This is a genomic window from Spirosoma sp. KUDC1026 (assembly GCF_013375035.1).
Lineage (GTDB): Bacteria > Bacteroidota > Bacteroidia > Cytophagales > Spirosomataceae > Spirosoma.
Genome location: NZ_CP056032.1, coordinates 4,756,078 through 4,777,365, shown reverse-complemented (window position 1 = coordinate 4,777,365; position 21,288 = coordinate 4,756,078). Strand labels below are relative to the sequence as shown.

At 53.8% G+C, this 21,288-nt stretch carries 14 protein-coding genes and 1 pseudogene; all 15 read left to right on the top strand.

Annotated elements, in window-relative coordinates; all coding sequences use genetic code 11:
• Positions 1-165: 165 nt before the first annotated feature.
• On the top strand, positions 166-1,302 hold the full coding sequence (locus HU175_RS19970; protein WP_176568253.1) for a FecR family protein: 1,137 nt from the start codon (positions 166-168) through the stop codon (positions 1,300-1,302).
• A gap of 233 nt (positions 1,303-1,535) precedes the next feature.
• Positions 1,536-4,925 carry a SusC/RagA family TonB-linked outer membrane protein gene (locus tag HU175_RS19965; protein WP_228724222.1) on the top strand — a complete coding sequence of 1,130 codons (3,390 nt, stop codon included), beginning with the start codon at positions 1,536-1,538 and terminating at the stop codon, positions 4,923-4,925.
• 23 nt (positions 4,926-4,948) lie between these two features.
• The gene (locus HU175_RS19960) at positions 4,949-6,505 is read left to right on the top strand and encodes a SusD/RagB family nutrient-binding outer membrane lipoprotein (RefSeq protein WP_176568251.1); all 1,557 of its coding nucleotides are present in this window, start codon (positions 4,949-4,951) and stop codon (positions 6,503-6,505) included.
• 71 nt (positions 6,506-6,576) lie between these two features.
• Positions 6,577-7,032, top strand: coding sequence for a RidA family protein (locus tag HU175_RS19955; RefSeq protein ID WP_176568250.1), 456 nt, complete (start codon positions 6,577-6,579; stop codon positions 7,030-7,032).
• Positions 7,033-7,142: 110 nt separating this feature from the next.
• Positions 7,143-8,369: an aminotransferase class V-fold PLP-dependent enzyme gene (locus HU175_RS19950; protein ID WP_176568249.1), complete on the top strand. Its 1,227-nt coding sequence runs from the start codon at positions 7,143-7,145 to the stop codon at positions 8,367-8,369.
• A 56-nt stretch (positions 8,370-8,425) separates the two neighbouring features.
• Positions 8,426-9,672: pseudogene (locus HU175_RS19945) on the top strand (amidohydrolase/deacetylase family metallohydrolase).
• Between the two features lie 23 nt (positions 9,673-9,695).
• Positions 9,696-11,486 carry a PQQ-dependent sugar dehydrogenase gene (locus tag HU175_RS19940; RefSeq protein ID WP_176568248.1) on the top strand — a complete coding sequence of 597 codons (1,791 nt, stop codon included), beginning with the start codon at positions 9,696-9,698 and terminating at the stop codon, positions 11,484-11,486.
• A 23-nt stretch (positions 11,487-11,509) separates the two neighbouring features.
• A complete protein-coding gene (locus HU175_RS19935) occupies positions 11,510-11,983 on the top strand; it encodes a RidA family protein (protein ID WP_176568247.1) in 474 nt (157 codons plus the stop codon).
• A 12-nt stretch (positions 11,984-11,995) separates the two neighbouring features.
• Positions 11,996-13,237 carry an aminotransferase class V-fold PLP-dependent enzyme gene (locus tag HU175_RS19930; RefSeq protein ID WP_176568246.1) on the top strand — a complete coding sequence of 414 codons (1,242 nt, stop codon included), beginning with the start codon at positions 11,996-11,998 and terminating at the stop codon, positions 13,235-13,237.
• Between the two features lie 103 nt (positions 13,238-13,340).
• The gene (locus HU175_RS19925; RefSeq protein ID WP_176568245.1) at positions 13,341-14,618 is read left to right on the top strand and encodes an amidohydrolase/deacetylase family metallohydrolase; all 1,278 of its coding nucleotides are present in this window, start codon (positions 13,341-13,343) and stop codon (positions 14,616-14,618) included.
• Between the two features lie 418 nt (positions 14,619-15,036).
• Positions 15,037-15,966: an RraA family protein gene (locus HU175_RS19920; RefSeq protein WP_176568244.1), complete on the top strand. Its 930-nt coding sequence runs from the start codon at positions 15,037-15,039 to the stop codon at positions 15,964-15,966.
• A gap of 34 nt (positions 15,967-16,000) precedes the next feature.
• A complete protein-coding gene (locus tag HU175_RS19915; protein WP_176568243.1) occupies positions 16,001-17,107 on the top strand; it encodes a bile acid:sodium symporter family protein in 1,107 nt (368 codons plus the stop codon).
• Between the two features lie 21 nt (positions 17,108-17,128).
• Positions 17,129-18,043: an SMP-30/gluconolactonase/LRE family protein gene (locus tag HU175_RS19910; RefSeq protein ID WP_176568242.1), complete on the top strand. Its 915-nt coding sequence runs from the start codon at positions 17,129-17,131 to the stop codon at positions 18,041-18,043.
• Positions 18,044-18,070: 27 nt separating this feature from the next.
• Complete coding sequence (locus HU175_RS19905) at positions 18,071-19,921, top strand: glycoside hydrolase family 9 protein (protein ID WP_176568241.1); 1,851 nt, start codon at positions 18,071-18,073, stop codon at positions 19,919-19,921.
• 118 nt (positions 19,922-20,039) lie between these two features.
• Positions 20,040-21,260: a DUF5009 domain-containing protein gene (locus HU175_RS19900; RefSeq protein WP_176568240.1), complete on the top strand. Its 1,221-nt coding sequence runs from the start codon at positions 20,040-20,042 to the stop codon at positions 21,258-21,260.
• Positions 21,261-21,288 lie beyond the last annotated feature (28 nt).

The window sequence follows — 21,288 nt, the reverse complement described above, 5'->3', positions numbered from 1 at the left end:
CTGCCGTCCTGGAAAAGTTATAGCCTAATTGCGTTTATTTTTCGGTCAATTGTTGATTGATATTTGCCTGATTAAAAAATTTTCGAAATAAAATTTCAGGAAGGTGAGTATTGGCCAATAGGTTCTGCATCCTTAAAGAAACAAGCGGGGTATCTCCCGGCTGGTATGCACGACTACCGACAATACGAACCTGAGGAATTAGCCGCTGATGTCTCGTTTCAGCGATGGAAGCTGTACGAGGCACCCGTCGAGCGCGAATTTTGGGAAAACTGGCTCCGGGAAAATCCGGACAAGCAGGACCTGATCGACAAAGCCCAGAGTGTGTTGCTTTCGCTGAACACTTTATATCAGCAGCCGCTTGCCGACGAGTCGCTGCTTTCTGATGATGATGTAAAAACGGAAATCAACCGTCTCTATCAGTCGCTGGCGGATCGGGAAGCCGACCGGTCTCCGCGCTGGGTCGTTCAACGGTCTTTCCAATCGTGGCAGTACGGCATTGCCGCTGGTGTTGCTCTGGTGCTGGGTGTCATAGGCTGGTATGCGTTCTCTCAACTGGATTCGCGTCAGGCAATAACACCAACGTATGGTGCTTTGACAAAACGGGTTGCCTCGCCCTGGAAGACGATTAGTAACACGACGGATAAACCGATGCAGGTTCAACTGCCCGACGAAAGTACGGTAGCACTCAAACCGAACAGCCAGGTGCGGTATCCAGAGCAGTTCACAAAGAACGAACGTGATGTGTATCTGCTGGGCGAAGCTTTTTTTGACGTAACGAAAGACCCGAACAAACCTTTCTACGTGCATACCGACGTCCTGACGACGAAAGTGCTGGGGACCAGTTTTACGGTTCAGGCTAACCAAGGACAGAAAGTGGGTAAAGTTATTGTCAGTACGGGCCGGGTTGCTGTCTCGAAGCAGGTAGAAGGAAATGAGTTGCCCCTGAAAACCAGCAGACTGGAAGGCGATGTAGTCCTGACGCCGAATCAGCAGGTAACCGTTTCGGAGGCTAGCAGCCGGTTGGTTGTCAGCCTGGTCGATGAGCCGAGTTTACTGGACCCGTCCATCAAGGAAAAATTTTTCCGATATCGGAAAACGGCGATGGCCGAGGTCTTCGCCGAACTGGAGGAAGCTTATGGAGTTGACATCAGTTTTGACAGGGAAGCGCTGAAGAACTGCTACCTGACCGCTTCGATCGTTGACGAACCCTTATACGATAAACTGGACCTGATCTGCCGTACCATCAACGCTACGTATCGGCGGGTCGGTACGCAGATCATCATTGAAGGCAGTGGTTGCTAGTAACTTGATAATTAACCGTATAGAACGAAACGTGCCTATGTAAATAACACTCTTTCCGCTTAAAAAAGAAAGGTCAGAGATGCGCCAACACCCCTGACCCTGGTTTCGCCCCCTGTCTCCTCACAAGACATCCGCCTACGCGGAGAAGGACTCCTTGTGCCGAATTTTTTAATCCGACAAAAGCCAAAACTATGTTAAAAAGACTACTTGTTCAAAAAACAATACCGAGAGTCTTGGTCACGAGCTTATGCCTGACCCTGTTTGCCGCCCTCTTTACCACGATTACCCACGCCTATGATCTGAACGCGCAGAAGATTCTGGATCGCAAGGTAAGCGTTCAACTCACTAACGCTGATATTGACAAGTTGTTAGAAAAAATTGGCGCAACCGCCCAGGTGAAGTTTATGTACACCTCTCAGGTGTTCAACAATGTGCGGAAGCAGAACTATAAATTTACCAACGAACCCCTGGCCGAAGTACTGGATAAAGTCCTGACTCCCTACCAGGTATCGTACGAAGTTTTTCAGGAACGTATCATTCTGAAACGGCAGGTATCAACCTCGGAAGTTAAGTCAACCAGCCAGCTGGAAGCACCAAAACGTAAACTGACGGGCTTCGTCCTGGACGAAAATGGGACGGGGCTGCCGGGCGTGAGTGTTGTCGTGAAGGCAAGCCAGCGCGGAACAACCACGGCTGCTGACGGATCGTACGCGATCGAAATAACCGAAGACAATGCCGTTCTGGTATTCAGCTTCGTTGGGTATAAGCGTCAGGAAGTTACGGTGGGTAACCAGACCGAGCTGTCGGTGAATCTGACTCCCGAAGCCAGCACCCTGAACGAAGTGGTCGTAACAGCGCTCGGTATCTCAAAAGAGAAAAAAGCCCTGGCCTACGCCGTGACCGAAGTAAAAGGCAGCGAATTCACCCAGGCGCGCGAACTGAACGTAGCCAACGCCCTGACCGGTAAAATTGCCGGGGTAAACGCAACGGGTATGGCAACTGGTCCTGGTGGTTCCAGCCGTATCGTCATCCGCGGTAACGGTTCGCTGAATGGAAACAACCAGCCTTTGTACGTAATCAACGGGATGCCGATGGACAACAGCACCCCCGGTGGTACTACCGCCGACGGGAACGGCATGAACGTTGACCGGGGCGATGGGATCGGTGGTATCAACCCCGACGATATTGAGTCGATCAGCGTCCTGAAAGGTGGCCCGGCGGCTGCTCTGTACGGGGCTCGTGCGTCGAACGGCGTTATCCTGATCACGACGAAAAAAGGTCGCGGTCAGAAAGGGGTTGGCATAGAAGTGAACAGCACGACCTCGTTCGAAGATCTGGCCGTGATTCCAAACTGGCAGTACCAGTATGGTCAGGGTGTTGATGGGGTAAAACCAACGACGCTGACGCAGGCCAAGAGTACGGGCCGTCTGTCGTATGGTGCACCCATGGATGGTCAGCCTTACATGCAGGTTGACGGACAACTACACCCTTATTCTCCCCAGAAAGACAATCTGAAAAACTTCTACCGGACGGGCAGCAACTACATCAACTCGGTTGCGTTCACGGGTGGTAACGAAGTCGTTAATTTCCGTCTGGGGCTGAACAACACGCAGGCCAACAGCATTGTACCAAATTCGTCGTTTGCCCGTCGGATTGCCAACCTGAACCTGAACGCGTTCCTGGGGAAAAAACTGTCGGTTGAAGCCGTATTCCAGTATAACCTGGAAACCGCCACCAACCGTCCGAAAGTTGGGTACGCCGACATGAACCCTCACTGGGCTACGTACCTGATTGCCAATACGGTTGACATCCGTACGCTGGCTCCTGGTTACGACGCTACAACGGGAAAAGAGCTGGAATGGAACCCCGTACCAGCGGCACCGAACCCCTACTTCGTCGTTAACAAATTCAAGAACGACGACCGGAAAAACCGCTTCATCGGTCAGGGAAGTATCCGGTATAATATTCTGGACAATCTGTTCATTAAAGGCAGTGTCAGCCAGGATTTCTACAGCTTCCAGTCGGAGTACATCCAGCCGACCAACAATGCCTACCAGCCATTGGGTACCTACGAAGCCCGTAAAACCAGCTCGTCGGAAACCAACGGCCTGCTGACGCTGAATTACAACAAAACCTTCGCGGGTGATCTGGGTTTCACGGCCCTGCTGGGAGGTAACTTACAGCAGTCGCTCTACGACCAGACGACGATTGCGGGTAGCGAATTCGCGATTCCGTATTTCTACAGCTACACCAACCTGGCTACCTCAACGACGACGCCAACGTATTACAAAAGCGCGATCAACTCGCTGTTCGCGTCGACGGACTTCAGCTACAAGAACGTAGCTTACCTGACCCTGTCGGGTCGGCAGGACTGGTTCTCGGTCCTGAACCCCAAAAGCAACAGCATTTTCTACCCATCGGTAGGGGGTTCGTTCATCCTGTCGGACGCGGTTCGGCTGCCAAAAGCGGTAAGCTTCGCCAAACTGCGGGCATCGTGGGCGCAGGTAGGTGGTGCTACGGTGAGCCCATACCAGATCTATCAGTATTATTCGTTGCAGCAGGGTGGTCACAACGGCCGTCCGGTCGAAGGGCTGGCTTCGTCGCAGATGCCGAATCCCGATCTGAAACCGCTGACCTCAACGACTTACGAAGGGGGTATCGAAGCCCGCTTCCTGAACAACCGTTTAGGTCTTGACCTGACCTTGTACAATCGCCGGACCACCAACGACATCGTAACCACGAACATTGCCCTGTCGTCGGGTTATACGTCGGCCCTGCTGAACGTAGGCGCCCTGAGCAATAAAGGTGTCGAATTGCTGCTGACCGGAACACCGGTTAAAAACGGCGGTTTTGTGTGGGACGTAAGCTACAACCTGGCGTATAACCGGAGCAAAATTGAGCAACTGGCCGAGGGTCTGACGAGCATCGACATCGGTACGGGCGTAGGAGGTGGTGTGGTACGTAACGTACTGGGTCGGCCATACGGAACGATCTGGGGCTACCGCAAGAAAACCGACGCGGCTGGTAACGTAGTATTCAACACGGCCAGCGGTTACGCGGTCCGCGGTGATCTGGAAGAAATCGGTCAGGGAACTCCTCCGCTCACGATGGGGATCACCAACAACTTCCGCTATAAGAATTTCTCGCTGAACTTCTTGATTGACGGTAAGTTCGGTAGCATCGTTTACTCGAACCTGTACCAGTACGCCTACCGCTTTGGTCTGCCACAGGAAACCCTGCCCGGTCGCGAAACCGGCGTGACCGTAACGGGTGTAACCCCAGAAGGAGCACCCTTTACCAAATTCTGGAAGAAAGAAGACGTAGATACGTACTACGACAACGACAAGAACTACACGGCGATGTTCATGTTCAACAACGACTTCGTCAAGCTGCGTCAGATTATCCTGAGCTACAACCTCCCCGTCAGCAAGTTCCCCTTCCTGAAACTGCAGGCAGCGTCGATCTCGATCGTTGGTCGTAACCTGGCTATCCTGTACAAAGACAAGAAGAACCAGTACTTCGATCCGGAGTCGGGCTATACGAGCAGCAACGCACAGGGCCTGGAAGCCTTTGGCGTACCAAGAACACGTAGCCTGGGTGTGAACCTGACGGTTAAATTCTAATCTACTAACCCTCTTACGGCAACATGAAACGTCTGATTTATAAAATATTAGCTGCGGCTCCCTTATTCCTCCTGTCTGCCTGTGACAAAGGCTTTGAGGAAATGAACGTAGACCCTAATAAATATTCGGCTGTTATTCCAGAGTACCTGTTTACCCGGGCGCAACTGGATGGGGTGAGCACCAACTTTACGGGAGCCGCTTACCTGACCATTGGCGGTTCGATGCAGCACTTCTCGACGTATAAGGAAGTGCCAGCCGCCGGTGATAAATACTTCAACTTCTCGTATTCGCAGGGTAACTGGAATGCGTATGCAGGTACGGGCGCCGGATCGGGTGCGGTTACGTCGATCGTACAGGTGATGGACGCGGTGGCGGGTAATCCGGCAAACGTCAACAAACTGTCGGCGGCCCGGATCTGGAAGGCCTACATCTTTCATCGCCTGACGGATCTGTACGGTGATATTCCGTATTTCGACGCTGGAAAAGCCCTGTCAGACAAGAACTACGCACCCAAATACGATGCGCAGCAGGTCATCTACGCCGATCTGCTGAAAGAGCTGGACGAGTCGATTGCGGCTTTTGATGCCTCGAAAGCAACCTTTGGTAACGCCGATCTGATGTTTGGCGGTGACGTGACCAAGTGGAAGAAGTTCGGGTATTCGCTGATGCTGCGCCTGGGTATGCGCCTAACGCAGGTTGATCCAGCACTGGCTAAGACCTGGGTCGAGAAAGCAATTGCCGGTGGCGTTATTCTGGACGACGCCGACCGGGCGGTTATTGCCTATGTGGATGGATCGCAGGTGGCAAGCCGGAACTTCATTGCCAACGGCCTGCTCAGCACCGACTACATTACGCCGGGCGGTGATAACGTAGAGGGTGGAAAGTTCGCGAAAACGCTGATCGACTACCTGAAAACGACCAAAGACCCTCGTCTGAACGTAATTTCGGTTGTGTGGACTGCCAACGGCTCAACCTTCACGGCTGATACCACAACGGCTCTGCAACAAGGAATGCCGAACGCTGCCTATAACAGCCTGCCTTCCAACTTTAACTCGTTCTCGGAACCCAACCCGAACACGATCCTGCGGTACAACTCCCCGCTGGTTGTGATGGGTAATGCCGAAATGAACCTGTTGCTGGCCGAGGCTGCGGTACGGGGCTGGAACAGCGGAACAACGGCGGCAACGGCGTACAACAACGCCGTTCGGGCAGGGATGCGTCAGTGGTCGCTGTTTGGTGCGGGTGGGGTGATCTCCGATGCCCGGATCAACCTGTACCTGGTCAACAACCCGTACAAAACGACGGGGACAACCGCGCAGCAGATCGAGCAGATCTCGACGCAGAAATGGGTGGCTCTGTTCCTGGAAGACGAATACGAAATCTTCGCAAACTGGCGACGTACCGGCTATCCAAACCTGACGCCAACCAACTACCCAGGTAACCTGACGGGCGGCAAAATCCCAACCCGCTTCGTGATTCCTGATTCGGAAGAGACCTACAACCGGACCAACTTCCTCGAAGCACGTACCCGGCAGGGCGGCACCAATACCCTGTCCAGCACAGTATGGTGGGATAAATAAGCGAATCCAGCCTGTCTGAAAACGCAACAAAACCACAGTAAACAGTTCATCAAGCGGTTATGTCTCGTCCAATGAAAGCACAACGCCGATCGATTCTCAAGCGTCTGATGACCAGCTTTGCCGGTATAGGCATCGCCAGCGAAGCCGTTGCTCGTCCTCTGGAGCAATCTGTACCTGAAGCGATGGGTGTCGTTACCACCGATGATGTGCCACTGTATTCCAGCGTCAAGAAGCTCGGCAATCTGCTGTTCCTCTTCGGCATTGGCGCTCACTTCGAAGGCGACGTGAAAGCGCATACCGACCACGTCCTGAACGAACTGGAGAAAGAGCTCGTCAAAGCTGGCTCGTCGATGGAGAAGGTGCTGAAAGTATCTGTCTTTCTGCACGACCCCAACGATTACAAAGCCATGAACGACGTGTATAAAGGCCGGTTCGGCAGCAAGCCACCCGTACGTACCACAGTAGCGGTACGCGGGGGTGTTCCCGGCGATTCACTGGTTGAGATTGACTGCATTGCCCATCTGTAAACGGATTGGCTGAGCGCTCTGAACTTCACCAGTCAGAGCGCTCAGCTTTTCAACTTATCCCACCCCCTTCCCTTTTCTCTGATCTCTTACCCATTAACACATAACTGGTTATGCTCAGTAGACGTACATTGATTAAACATCTGTCGGCTATGCCGATGGTTGGCGGTTTGTTTGGTGGAGTAGCCGCTCCCTTGACCACGGCACTGGCTGCCCCTGCCGTAGCTGCCCCGCGTAACCTCGTGAAAGAACTGGGTATTCGGACGTTCATCAACGCGGCAGGTACGTATACCGCCATGACGGGTTCGCTCATGGAGGAGGACGTAGTAAACACGATTCTGGCGTCGTCGAAAGAATTCATGATGCTGGACGACGTACAGACAAAAGTAGGCGAGAAGATTGCCGCCATCACCCACGCTGAATCAGCGGTAGTTACGGCGGGCTGTTTCTCGGCTATGACGTTGGGCCTGGCCGGTGTACTGACCGGTATGGACCCGAAAAAAGTTGAGCAACTGCCGCACCTGGAAGGTACCGGTATGAAATCGGAAGTGATTGCGCAGAAAGCCCATGACATCGGTTACTCGCACGCGCTGACGAACACGGGCTGTACCATCATTCAGGTGGAAACCATCGAGGACGTCGAGAAAGCCATCAGCGATAAAACCGCCCTGCTGTGGTTCCTGAACATCCAGTCCGACAAAGGCAAAATTCAGCATCAGGACTGGGTCGCGCTAGGCAAGAAGCACAACATCCCAACCATGATCGACATTGCGGCTGATGTCCCGCCGGTTGAAAACCTCTGGAAATTCCACGACATTGGCTTTGATCTGGTCTGCGTCTCGGGCGGTAAAGCCATGCGGGGGCCGCAGAGCGCGGGTATCCTGATGGGGAAAAAGAAATACATCGAGGCCGCCCGGCTCAGCATGCCCCCTCGTGGTGCGACCATCGGTCGGGGTATGAAGGTGAACAAAGAAGAGATTCTGGGTATGTACGTTGCCCTGGAAAAATTCGTGGCCCGCGATCAGGATAAGGACTGGAAAATGCTGGAGGAACGCGCGGCCACCATTGCCAACGCGGCCAAGAGCGTGAAAGGCGTAACGGTTGAGTCGTTCGCCCCGGCGCTGGGTAACCACACACCCACGCTGCGCCTGACCTGGGATGCGAGTAAAGTGAAAACGACCCCCAAAGCCCTGCAGGAGGGCCTGCGGAACGGTGACCCATCTATCGAAGTGGTGGGTGAGCCAAACGGCATCAGCATGACCGCCTGGATGCTCAAACCCGGTGAGGACAAAATTGTCGCCAGTCGGCTCAAGGAAGAGCTGATGAAAGCGGCCGTATAAACAAAAAGCAGCGTACCGGCTCCGGCACACACCGGAGCTGGTACGTACCTAAACCTATGAAAAAAATTCTTGCCTTCCTCTTCGTCGTCTGTCTGATGACTACGCCAGTCATTGCGCAGGAATACACGATTCTGATCAAAGGCGGCCGGCTCATTGATCCAAAGAATAACATTAACGCCTTGATGGACGTCGCTATCAAAGACGGCAAAATTGCCGCAGTAGCTACGTCTATCGATCCGAAGCAGGCCAAACAGGTGGTCGATGCCAAAGGCATGTACGTAACACCCGGCCTGATTGATATCCACGGACACGTTTTTTACGGTACCGAGCCCAATCACTATCTCAGTAATGGTGCCGTGGCCGTAGCCCCCGACGGCTTTACCTTCCGGGTGGGTGTAACGACCATTGTGGATGCTGGCGGGCTGGCTGGAAATCGTTCGATACGTTTAAGAAGAACATTATTTTCAATTCAAAAACGCGGGTTCTCTCGTTTTTGAATATTGTGGGCGAGGGGATGCGGGGTGGTCGCTTCGAGCAGGATACCACCGACATGGACCCGAAAATGGCCGCTAAAGTCGCGCTGGAAAACAAGAACGACGTAGTGGGTTTTAAAGTCGCGCATTTCAACGGCCCAAGCTGGGCTCCTGTCGATCACGCCGTAGAGGCCGGCAAGTTGTCGGGTATGCCCGTTATGATTGATTTTGGCGGTAGTACCCCGCCCTTGCCGCTGGAAGAGTTGTTCATGAAACACCTGCGTCCGGGCGACATTTTTACCCACGCCTACACGCTGCTGGGTGATAACGTCCGGGAAACTATCGTGGACGAAGCGACCAAAACCGTCAAGCCCTTTGCCTGGGAAGCGCGCAAAAAAGGAATCGTGTTCGACGTGGGCTACGGTGGAGCCAGTTTCAACTATACGCAGGCTATTCCCGCTCTGAAAGCCAAGTTTTATCCAACGACAATTAGTACCGACCTGCATACGGGGAGCATGAATGGCTCAATGAAAGACATCCTGAGTATCATGTCCAAATTCGTCGTGATGGGTGAGGATGTACCGGGTGTTATTAAAGCCGTTACCTGGGCGCCCGCGCAGGTCATCAACCGCGAAAATCTGGGTCACCTGTCCATAGGAGCCATCGCCGACGTTGCAATCCTGAGTATGCGTCAGGGCAATTTTGGCTTTTACGACAAGACCGGCTACAAGATGACAGGTAAGCAGAAATTCGAGTGCGAAATGACCATTAAGGGCGGTAAGATCGTCTACGACCTGAACGGAATCGTCAGCCCGCTGAGCATGAATTAAACGGACCGAAACGTAAGTTTACTATGTCAAACTATTACCTGAAAGGACTGGCGTTCAGCTTACTGCTCCTGGCCGGTTTTACCCAGCGACAATCGTCGAACGGGTTGCCCGTGCAGACGAACGAAAATGGTGGTCTGTTTCTGCCCGAAGGCTTCGAAGCCACGGTGGTGGTCGATAGCCTGCCCGGTCGTGCCCGGCATCTGGCCGTGAACGAGAACGGCGACATCTACGTAAAAGCTCGCTTTGCCCGCGACAAGGACGAATCGGTCATTGCTCTGCGGGATACGAACGGCGACGGTCGTGCCGACATTATCAAGCAGTTTGGCGGTCTGGCCCGGGAGCGGGCGTACGGAACGGCCATGCGGATTTATAACGGCTACCTGTATTTCAGTTCGGAACTATACGTTTACCGCTACAAACTGAAGCCCGGGCAACTGGTGCCTGATAGCCCGATGGAAGTGGTCCTGACCGACGACCACGAACACGGCATGCACGAGCACATTGCCAAACCCGTTACGTTCGACAATGACGGACATATGTACGTAGCGTTTGGGGCCGCGTCGAATGGCTGTCAGGAAAAAAACCGGATGCCTGGCTCGATGGGTATCGACCCCTGTCCGATGCTGGAGGATCACGGCGGTATCTGGCAGTTCGACGCCAACAAAACCAACCAGACTCAGAAAGACGGAAAGCGGTACGCCACCGGCCTGCGCAGCGTTGTGGCAATGGACTGGAATTTTGCCAACAATAGCCTGTATACCTTACAGCATGGCCGCGATGATTTCCTGATGCTGTGGGCCGAGAAATACTCGCCCTGGCAGAGTGCCGTCTTGCCGTCTGAAGAACTGTTCCAGGTGAAAGAAGGCATGGACGGCGGCTGGCCGTACTGCTACTACGACCAGGTGCAGGGTAAGAAACTACTCAATCCCGAATACGGGGGTGATGGTAAAACCGTAGGCCGCTGCGACAAATGCGAAAAACCGCTGATCGGTTTCCCGGCGCACTGGGCACCCAACGATATTCTGTTCTACCGGGGTAACAGTGCCCAAAACGGCTATCCCGAGCGGTACAAAGATGGGGCATTCGTTGCCTTTCACGGCTCCACCAACCGCGCTCCTTATCCGCAGGCGGGTTATTTTATTGCTTTCCTACCCGCCAAAAACGGGGCTATTGCTACGGACTGGGAGGTCTTTGCCGACGGCTTTGCGGGTATAGATCCCATCGTCAACGTAAGCGATGCTGTGTATCGGCCAATGGGTATTGCCATGGGACCAGATGGCTCACTCTACGTTGCCGAAACCGAAAAGGGCAAAATCTGGCGCGTCACCTACAAGGGCGACAAGAAGAATTTCGGTACGGCTCAACTGGCGCAGATGGAGAAGCGCAAAACGATGTCGAATATCCGCAACCCGGATGAGATCAAAGACAATCTGGATCTAGGCAAACCCGTAGCGGGGGGTAAAGTGTACGGTATTTACTGCGCGGCCTGTCACCAGCGTAACGGTATGGGCGACTCGCAGCGATTCCCACCCCTGGCGGGCTCGGAATGGGTAACCGGCGAAAAAAAGAAGCTCATTACCGTTCTGATGAAAGGGCTGGAAGGACCAATCGAGGTGAAAGGGCAATCTTATAATAACGTCATGCCGCAGCACAGCTTCCTGAAAGACGAAGAGCTTGCCGAAGTTCTGACACACATCCGGACAAACTTTGGCAATACTGCCGACGCTGTTTCGGCCGCCGAAGTCAACGAGGTTCGGCGCGCGCTGTTTCCCAAAGCACCCACAAAGAAAGCTCTAGTAAAACGTAAAAAGTAATCATTAACTGTTCCATTAATTCTATGAAAACTGAACGTCGTTCCATCCTCAAACGTCTTTTCGCATCGGCTGCCGGTGTTGTTGGTTTAGGTGCCGCGTCCAAAGCAATTGCCGCACCCGCTGAATCGTCGGCAATGCCTCAGAAAGAAGTATTTAACGTACAGACGGTTGATGATGTGCCGCTGTTTTCGGGCTCGACCAAATTCGGTAACCTGGTGTTCGTCGCCGGAAAAGGATACCACAAAGAAGGCGATATCAAAGTTCACACCGAAGAGGTGCTGAAAGAGCTGGAGAAAGAACTGATCAAAGCCGGTTCGTCGATGGAGAAAGTCCTGAAAGTATCGGTATTCCTGCACGATCTGAACGACTACAAAGGCATGAACGAAGTCTACAAAGGCCGGTTCGGCAGCAAGCCTCCCGTACGGACGACGGTAGCCGTTTACGGGGGTGTTCCGGGTGATTCGCTGGTGGAAATGGACTGCATTGCTTACATCTAAATTCAACTAGCTATGCTAAGCAGACGTAACGTAATCAAGCATCTGTCGAGCGCTCCCCTCGTGGGGGGCGCCCTGATTGGTGGAGCCCCCCTGGCCGTTGCAGGAGTCGACAGTGATTCGTCGGAGACGGCAGCTGCCCCCAAACGTGATCTGTTCAAGGAACTGGGCGTCCGGACGTTTATCAATGCCGCCGGTACGCTAACCTACATGACGGGGTCACTGATGCAGGATGAAGTACTCGACGCCATCAACTACGGCGCTAAGGAGTTTTGCCTGCTCGACGAACTGCAGGATAAGGTAGGCCTGAAGATCGCCCAGATGACCCACGCCGAATCCGCCGTCGTTACGTCGGGAGCTTTCTCGGCCATGACACTCGGCCTGGCGGGTATTCTGACTGGCATGGATCAGAAGAAGGTCGAAATGCTGCCACATCTGGCGGGTACCGGCATGAAAACCGAAGTGATCTGCCAGAAAGCGCACGACATTGTCTACAACCACGCGCTAACTAATACCGGCTGTAAGATTATTCAGGTGGAAACGGCGGAGGACGTCGAAAAGGCGATCAACGAACGTACCGCGCTGATGCACTTCCTGCACATCGAAGCCGACAAGGGCAAGATCATGCACGAGGAGTGGGTGGCATTGGGCAAGAAGCACAACATTCCAACTTCCATCGACATTGCCGCCGACGTACCACCGGTTCAGAACCTGTGGCGCTTCAACGACATGGGCTTCAGCTTCGTCGTGATTTCGGGGGGTAAAGCCATGCGGGGACCGCAGAGCGCCGGTCTGCTGATGGGCAAAAAAGATATCGTTTCGGCCGCCCGGTTGCACATGCCACCCCGCGGGTTCAACATTGGTCGGGGTATGAAGGTGAACAAGGAAGAGATTCTGGGCATGTACGTCGCCCTGGAAAAGTTCATCAACGAGGACCACGACAAGCTCTGGAAAACCTGGGAAGATGGCGTGGCTCACATCGACAACAGCGTCAAAACCGTGAGTGGCGTTCAGACCGAGGTACGCGTACCACCGCTGGGTAACCATACACCCACCCTGAAAATCTCCTGGGACCCGGCGAAGCTGAAAATCGCCAGCAAGGACCTGCAGGAAGCGCTGCGTAAAGGCGATCCGTCGATTGAAGTAGGGGGCGGTGGCCCGAACAACATCAACGTAACGGTCTGGATGATGAAACCCGGTCAGGAAAAGATCGTGGCAAAGCGGCTGAAAGAAGAACTGTCGAAAGCAACGGCCTAGGATCAGGGAACCTCATTGGTATTGACGGGTGTCAACGTGCTGGTCAACACCGATAGGGAAACCGCTGGTCTGTAAGAAACGCTTCATGCTTACAACCCCTCCGATGAAAAAACGAACCCTTACCCTGTTCATTCTCTGTTGTCTGGCGGGCTATTTTTCGTTCGCGCAGTCGTACAGCATTGTTATTAAAGGCGGGCATGTTATTGATCCTAAAAATAACATCGACGGCATTATGGACGTCGCCATCACCGATGGTAAGATCGTTCAGGTAGCAAAAAGTATCGATTCAAAAGGGGCCCGGCAGGTTGTCGACGCCAAGGGACTGTACGTAACGCCCGGCCTGATCGACATGCACACGCACGTGTTTTTCGGCACGAATCTTAACCAGACATACAGCAACGGGCCGAATGCGCTGCCGCCCGATGGCTTTACGTTCCGAAATGGCGTAACGACAATTGTTGATGCGGGTTGTACAGGCTGGCGGGATTTCGAAACGTTCAAGAAACAAACCGTCGACCTCTCGAAAACCCGCGTATTGACCCTACTGAACATCGTCGGCAACGGCATGCGCGGAGGGCAGTTTGAGCAGCAGGTTGATGACATGGACGCCCAGCAAACGGCGGACATGGCCAAAAAATACCCCGAGCAGATTGTGGGTGTTAAACTGGCCCACTTCAACGGCCACGACTGGACCCCAACTGATCGGGCCGTGGAAGCCGGTAAACTGGCGAATATTCCGGTTATGATCGACTTTGGCGGTAGCACGCCCACCCTGTCTATTCAAGAACTGTTTCTGAACAAACTGCGGCCGGGCGACATCTTTACGCACTGCTTTGGGCAGCTGAAAACCCGCGAAGCCATCGTCGACGTAGCCGGCAACAAAGTGAAACCCTTTGTTTGGGAGGCTCAGAAAAAAGGCGTCATTTTCGACGTGGGCTATGGTGGTATCAGCTTTGCCTTCTCGCAGGCCATCCCCGCGATCAAGGAAGGGTTCTATCCCAACACCATCAGCACCGATATTCATACCGGCAGCATGAACAACGCCATGAAAGACATGCTCAACGTTATGTCGAAATTTCTGGCGATGGGTATGAAACTGCCGAATGTGATCAAAGCCAGCACCTGGGCACCCGCGCAGGCGATCAAGCGCCCCGAACTGGGTAGTTTGTCGGTTGGTTCAGAAGCCGACGTCGCAATCCTGAAACTGCACGAAGGCAAGTTTGAGGTGCGTGATGCGGGTACGTTCGGCTTTTTCGATTATACCGGCTACAAGATCACGGGTAAGGAAAAACTGGAATGCGAGATGACCATCCGTAAAGGAAAAATTGTGTACGATCTAAATGGCATCGCCAATCCGGTTTATGTAACCCAGGGACCCTAGTACAGCGTAAACGTTAGCGGCCTATTCTCCTAATTACCACCCCCTGCCCCCTCCTAAAACAGGAGGGGGGGGATAGAAGGAAAGCTGCTGACTCTTACTCTACTGGTTTGTAGGTTAGTACTGTGGAAATTTGCGCTAGCTCCCCCGTCGCCCCCTCCTACTTCAGGAAGGGGAGGATTCTGCAGGGACCCATTCAATAACCCCCTCCTGTTTTAGCCGGGCCGCCGGTGCGGAGGGGGCAGGGGGTGGTAACTAGTGAAATACTCAAATTACCTCTTTACGAAACCAAAACAAGAGTAGGATTGAAGCGGGGTTTGTCTGGGTAAACCGCCGACAAGCACAAATGTGAATAGCTGAATGAAATGCTCACACCTGTAAATGACAGTGCCCTACTACCAATCATTAATTTTTTTGACGAATGCGCGTTAGTTTTTTAGCAGTACCACTCTTTGTAGTAAGTATTCTTGGCGGATGGTCGGCGCAGGGACAAACCATGGCCAAGGACGAACTGACGTACCTGACCGCCGAATGGAAAGGGGAGCGGTTCCCGGATGGGCGGCCCAAGGTGCCGGACGATCTGATTCAGCGGTCGAAGAAGATCGGTATTGAAGAAGCCTGGACCGTGCTGCGGAACGAAGGTTATACCTGTCAGTTTGAGCGAGGCTGGAAAATCATTCATGACGATCAGCCCATTGCCGGTCGCGCCGTAACGGCCATGTTCATGCCTAGCCGACCCGATGTGGAGAAGGCCATCAAAGACCGGGGGGTGAAGCAGGGCCGTACTGGCAATACCAACGCCTGGCCGATTGATCAGCTGACCAAAGGGGATGTTTACGTAGCAGATTGCTTCGGTAAACTGACCGACGGTACACTGATCGGCGACAACCTGGGCAACTCAATTTACGCCAAATCGGGCAATGGCGTCGTGTTCGACGCAGCGGCCCGTGATCTGGAAGGGTTGAAGCAGATTAACGGTTTCAACGCCTACGTACGTGACTGGGACCCGTCGTATCTGAAAGACGTGGTTCTGATGGGACTGAATACGCCCATCCGCATCGGGCAGGCCATCGTGATGCCCGGTGATCTGGTACTGGCCCGGAGTCAGGGGGTAATTTTTATCCCGGCTCACCTGGCTGAGAAGGTAATTGTGACCGCTGAATTTATTGCGCTGCGGGATAAGTTCGGCCACGCTATGCTGAAGTCGGGTAAGTACACCACGGGGCAAATCGACAACCAGTGGACTGACGCGATTCGGAACGATTTCCTGGCGTGGTTGAAAAACAATCCGGGCGAAATTCCCATGACACGGGAGCAACTGGACGCCTACATGAAAAACCGGACCTGGTAAACAGGTTCTACTTCCTAAACCTTGAAACATAAAGATGTATAAAGTAGCATTGGGCGTTGCCGCTGCCGGTTTCCTGGTGGCGCTCGGTATGACATTGATGGGACAGATAGCCCTGGCTGGTCCGGCGTTTATCGGGGCCTTCCTGGCCCTGGCAATCGGATTCCGTGGTTTCGAGAGTCTGAAAGGGTTTGCCTACACCGTAACGATTTTCGCGGCTGTTACCACCGCGCTCTATTACCCACAGTATTTCGTGTCGGTCGGTGATTTTAAATTCAGTTCGCTCATTACCCCACTGATTCAGTTAATCATGTTCGGGATGGGCACGTCGATGGGCGTCGAGGATTTTGTGGGTGTCGTTAAGATGCCGAAAGGCGTCGTGATCGGCGTATTTAGTCACTTCCTGATCATGCCTGCCGTGGGTTTTGCCATTGCCAGCATGAGCGGCTTTGAACCCGAAATTGCGGCTGGTATTATCCTGATCGGCTGCTCGCCGAACGGCATGGCCTCGAACGTAATCTCGTACCTGGCAAAAGCCAATCTGGCGTTGTCCATTACCATCACTGCCTTCTCGACCCTCTTGGCACCGTTTATGACGCCGATGCTGATGAAGTTCTATGCCGGAGCGCTGGTTGACATTGAGGTGCTGGACATGATGTGGGACATTACCAAAATGGTCATTATTCCTATCGGTGCGGGCTTACTGTTTAATAAATTTCTGAGTGGTAAAGCCAAATGGCTGGACGATGCTATGCCGCTAGTGTCGATGTTCGGGATTGCCTTTATCATCGTTATCATCACCGCGGCTGGTCGTGAAAGCCTGCTGAATATCGGACCCGCGTTAATTCTGCTGGTATTGCTGCACAATTTGACTGGCTACTTCCTGGGCTACTGGTCAGGACGTCTATTCAGGATGAGTGAGCGTGACTGCCGGACGATGGCTATCGAAGTAGGCATGCAGAACGGTGGTCTGGCGTCGGGTCTGGCGAAGGAAATGGGAAAAATTGCGACCGTTGGCCTGGCTCCGGCCGTTTTTGGGCCACTTATGAACATCACCGGTTCTATCTTAGCGTCCTGGTGGCATCGCAAAGTGCCGAAGGAAGAAAATCCGGAGACGCAGCAACCAGTGGTCGAACGGGTGTAAATGAAGAATTAAAACAAGGGTATGAAACGTAACGAGTTCATCGGTAAGAGGCTGTCCGTCATGGTGACAGCCTCCTTGCTTTCTATTGGTTTTGGCCTTACGGCCGCTGTCAGCCCAACGGCTGATGACTTATTCAAAGCCAGCATCTTTACGCCGGTCAACAGTTTTACCAAAGGGGTGGAAGGTCCCGCTGTTGATAAAAAAGGAACAATTTACGCCGTCAATTTTGCCAAAGAAGGCACTATTGGGCAGGTAACGCCAGCGGGCGAGGGTAGTGTATTTGTCGAACTGCCCGAAGGTAGCGTAGGTAATGGCATTCGCTTCAACAAAAAAGGGGAGATGTTCATTGCGGATTATCCGAAGCACAATATTCTGAAGGTGAACATGACCACCAAGCAGGTGAGCGTGTTTGCCCACGAGTCGCGGATGAATCAGCCCAACGACGTAGCGATCGACGATAACGACCGGCTCTACGCCAGCGACCCAAACTGGAAAGAAAACACGGGTAACCTCTGGCGCATCGATCCGGATGGCAAAGTAACCCTGCTCGAAGCCAACATGGGTACGACGAACGGAGTCGAGGTGAGTCCTGATAACAAGCGTCTGTACGTGAATGAATCCGTCCAGCGCAAGGTCTGGGTATACGACCTGAAAAATGGCCAGCTCAGCAACAAGCGCATCCTGCTCGAATTTCCTGATTTTGGTATGGACGGTATGCGCTGCGACAAAAAAGGCAATCTCTACATTGCCCGGCACGGCAAAGGCGTTGTCGCCATTGTATCACCAGCGGGTAAAGTGCTCCGTGAGGTTACGCTGACCGGCAAGCTGCCCTCCAACGTAACGTTTGGCGGCAAAGACAACAAGACGGTGTACGTAACCCTGCAGGATCAGGGCAATCTGGAAAGTTTCCGCACCGATACGCCCGGTCGTCAGTAATCTCTTGTCGTAGCAACTCCTCATCCAATGACTGCCCGAATAGCTTCCCGGTCGCGATTTGTCTTGTTCGTTAGCCTGCTTGTCAGCACGATAGTCGTACGGGCACAATCCGTGAAGGTACTGACGAATCAGGTTGGCTATGAGCATGATCTGCCTAAGCGGGCGGTCATCCTGGCCGATCGGCAACTGGAAATTACCCGGTTTCAGGTAATCAATACTGAAACGGGCGGGGTGGTTTTTTCGGGCAAGCCCGTATTCAGCGGACCGGTAAACAAATGGAAAAACTGGGTATTCTGGACCGTCGATTTCGGTGCAATGCAGAAAGAGGGCCAGTACCAGTTACAGGTAAGCTTGCCCAATCGAAGCGTTACGTCGCACCCCTTTGAGGTGGGCAAAAATGTACTGGAGCAGCATACGCTGTCGGACGTGATCTACTATTTCAAGGGGCAGCGTAGTTCCGGCCTGCTTGACAAAGCGGATCACCACCTACCGCTGAAGACCTCCGCCAACCAGGACACGGTTGATGCGCACGGTGGCTGGTACGATGCTTCTGGTGATTACGGCAAACATCTGTCGCACCTGTCGTTCTCTTCGTATTTCAACCCGCAGCAGATCACGCTGACGGCCTGGAGCCTGTTCAAGACGTATCAGCAGTTGCAGAAACGGAAAGGCAACGACTTCCGACAATATAACCGCCGGCTGTTTGACGAAGCGATGTACGGTGCTGATTTTCTAGTCAGAATGCAGGTACCCAACGGCTCGTTCTACCGCTCGGTAGGGGCTCCCGGACCGGGTAAACTGCCCAAAGACCGGCTGATGCAGGCCGAAAGCAAAGGCTACCGGATCAAACAGTCGCAGGAGCAGTCGTTTCAGGACCGGATGACCGATGGTAACTGGCGCAGCTACCAAGTCAGCTACCGCTCCGGCGGTGGCATGGCGATTGCCGCGCTGGCCATGGCGGCTACGTATGCTGAAACGGGCGATTTTACGAAAGCACAATACCTGGCCGCGGCCGAACGGGCGTTTGCGTTCCTGGAAAAGGAAAACACGAACATGACCAACGACGGTAAGGAAAACATTCTGGACGATTACTGCGCCCTGCTCGCGGCCACCGAACTCTACCGAACCACTGAAAAACCAAAGTACCAGCAGGTGGCTGAGAAGCGTACCCAGCAGCTGCTGAAACGCCTGAGCACCTGGAAAACGTACCGTGATTACTGGCGCGCCGATGAACAGGATCGGCCATTTTTTCACCCGTCGGATGCGGGGCTACCCGTGATTAGTCTGCTGGAATACTACCCACTGGCGACCCACGATACACAGATCGCTATCAAAAAAGCAGTCAAACGGTCGCTCTCGTTCGAGCTGGCCATTACGCAGGAGGTAGCTAACCCCTTCGGCTATAGTCGCCAGCTGACGCAGGATACGCTGGGCGTTCGAAAGAGTGCGTTTTTCTTTCCACACGGGAGCGAGGCATCACCCTGGTGGCAGGGTGAAAACGCCCGGCTGGGCTCGATGGCCGCTGCCGCCCGATTAGCTGCGCCTATGTATAAAACCGACAAAGCCTTCAGCGACAGTCTGCAACGGTTTGCGCTCGACCAGCTCAACTGGATTCTAGGGCTGAACCCCTACGACGCATCCATGCTGCAGGGGACGGGCTATAATAACCCAGCCTATGGCTTCTTCGGCACGTTCGAGTACACCAATGCGCCGGGTGGTATTGTGAACGGCATTACGTCCGGACTGGATAATGAAGACGATATTGATTTCAACCTGGCATACAAAACGACCGGGAAAGATTATGACTGGCGATGGGCAGAGCAGTGGTTACCCCACGCAGCCTGGTATCTGTTTGCCATTGCCATCGACAAGCCGTAAGTAAGACGTACCTTAACAGAGCTTTCGGCGAAAACGATGCCAGGGTTAAAGTAATTGCCCATTTGACCCTGGCCTGGTTCTCGCCGAAAGTCCTGATCAATTCAACCGCTAACCGCTTATGCAGACCGTTCCTACTGCCGCCGATCCTCTTTCCAAACCAGCTCCGCTAGTCTCGCGGGTGGGTGCTATCGACGTGCTCCGTGGGCTGACCATGGTGCTGATGATCTTCGTTAATGACCTTTGGTCGCTGACGGATATTCCGGCCTGGCTGGAACACGTCGAGCGGGGTGTTGATGGGATCGGGCTGGCCGACGTTGTCTTTCCGGCCTTTCTGTTTATTGTCGGCCTGTCGCTGCCCTTTGCTATCCAGGCCCGCCGGGCGAAGGGAGATAACAACGGACAACTGGTCGGTCATGTGCTGAGCCGGACGGTGGGTCTGCTGACGATGGGCGTGTTTCTGGTCAACGGCGAATCCATCAACGAAGCCGCCACGGGCATGCCGCGCCTTATGTGGAACGTACTGGCTTGCGTCTGCTTTATCCTGATCTGGAATCTCTATCCCAAAACGATGCCCGCCTGGCTGCGTACTACGTTGAAAGGGCTGGGTATCACCGTGCTGGTTGCCATGGCGTTTGTGTACCGGGGCGAAGGCGAACCCGTTTCCCGCTTCGCGACGCACTGGTGGGGAATTCTTGGCCTCATCGGCTGGTCATATCTGGCGGCTGCTCTGGTAACGGTCTTTGCCCATGACCGACTTGTCGTATTAGTCATTGCCTGGGTAGCTTTTGCGGTATTGAGCATGGCCGATCAGGCGCACCTCCTGCCTGCAGCGGTTTCGTTCATTCCCAGCGCCATCAGCGGGGGAACGCTGGCCGGACTAAGCATGGGGGGAGTCGTGGTGGGTACGCTCTTTCAGCATTACCGTCGTCTGGGCGACAACCGGCAGATGACCCTGGTCTTTGTTGCCATTTCGCTTATCCTGATTGGCTGTTCTGTACTGACCCGGCCGTACTGGGGTCTGTCTAAACTAGGTGCTACGCCAGCCTGGCTATTCCTGTGCAGCGCTTTCACGATCCTGGCGTTTATGGTTATCTACTGGCTGGTGGACGTGTACGGCAAAAAGAACTGGTTTTCGTTGATCAAACCCGCCGGAACCGATACGCTGCTCTGTTACCTGATGCCGTATTTCGCCTATGCCCTGACAACGGCGCTGTCTGTTCACCTGCCTGCCCGACTGCTGACGGGGGGCATCGGCCTGCTCCAGTCGGTTCTGTTCGCTTTACTCTGTGTCTGGGTAGCCGGACGCCTGAGCAAACTGGGCATCCGGCTGAAACTGTAAGATTGTCTGACTGACAGAGGGTTCAGGT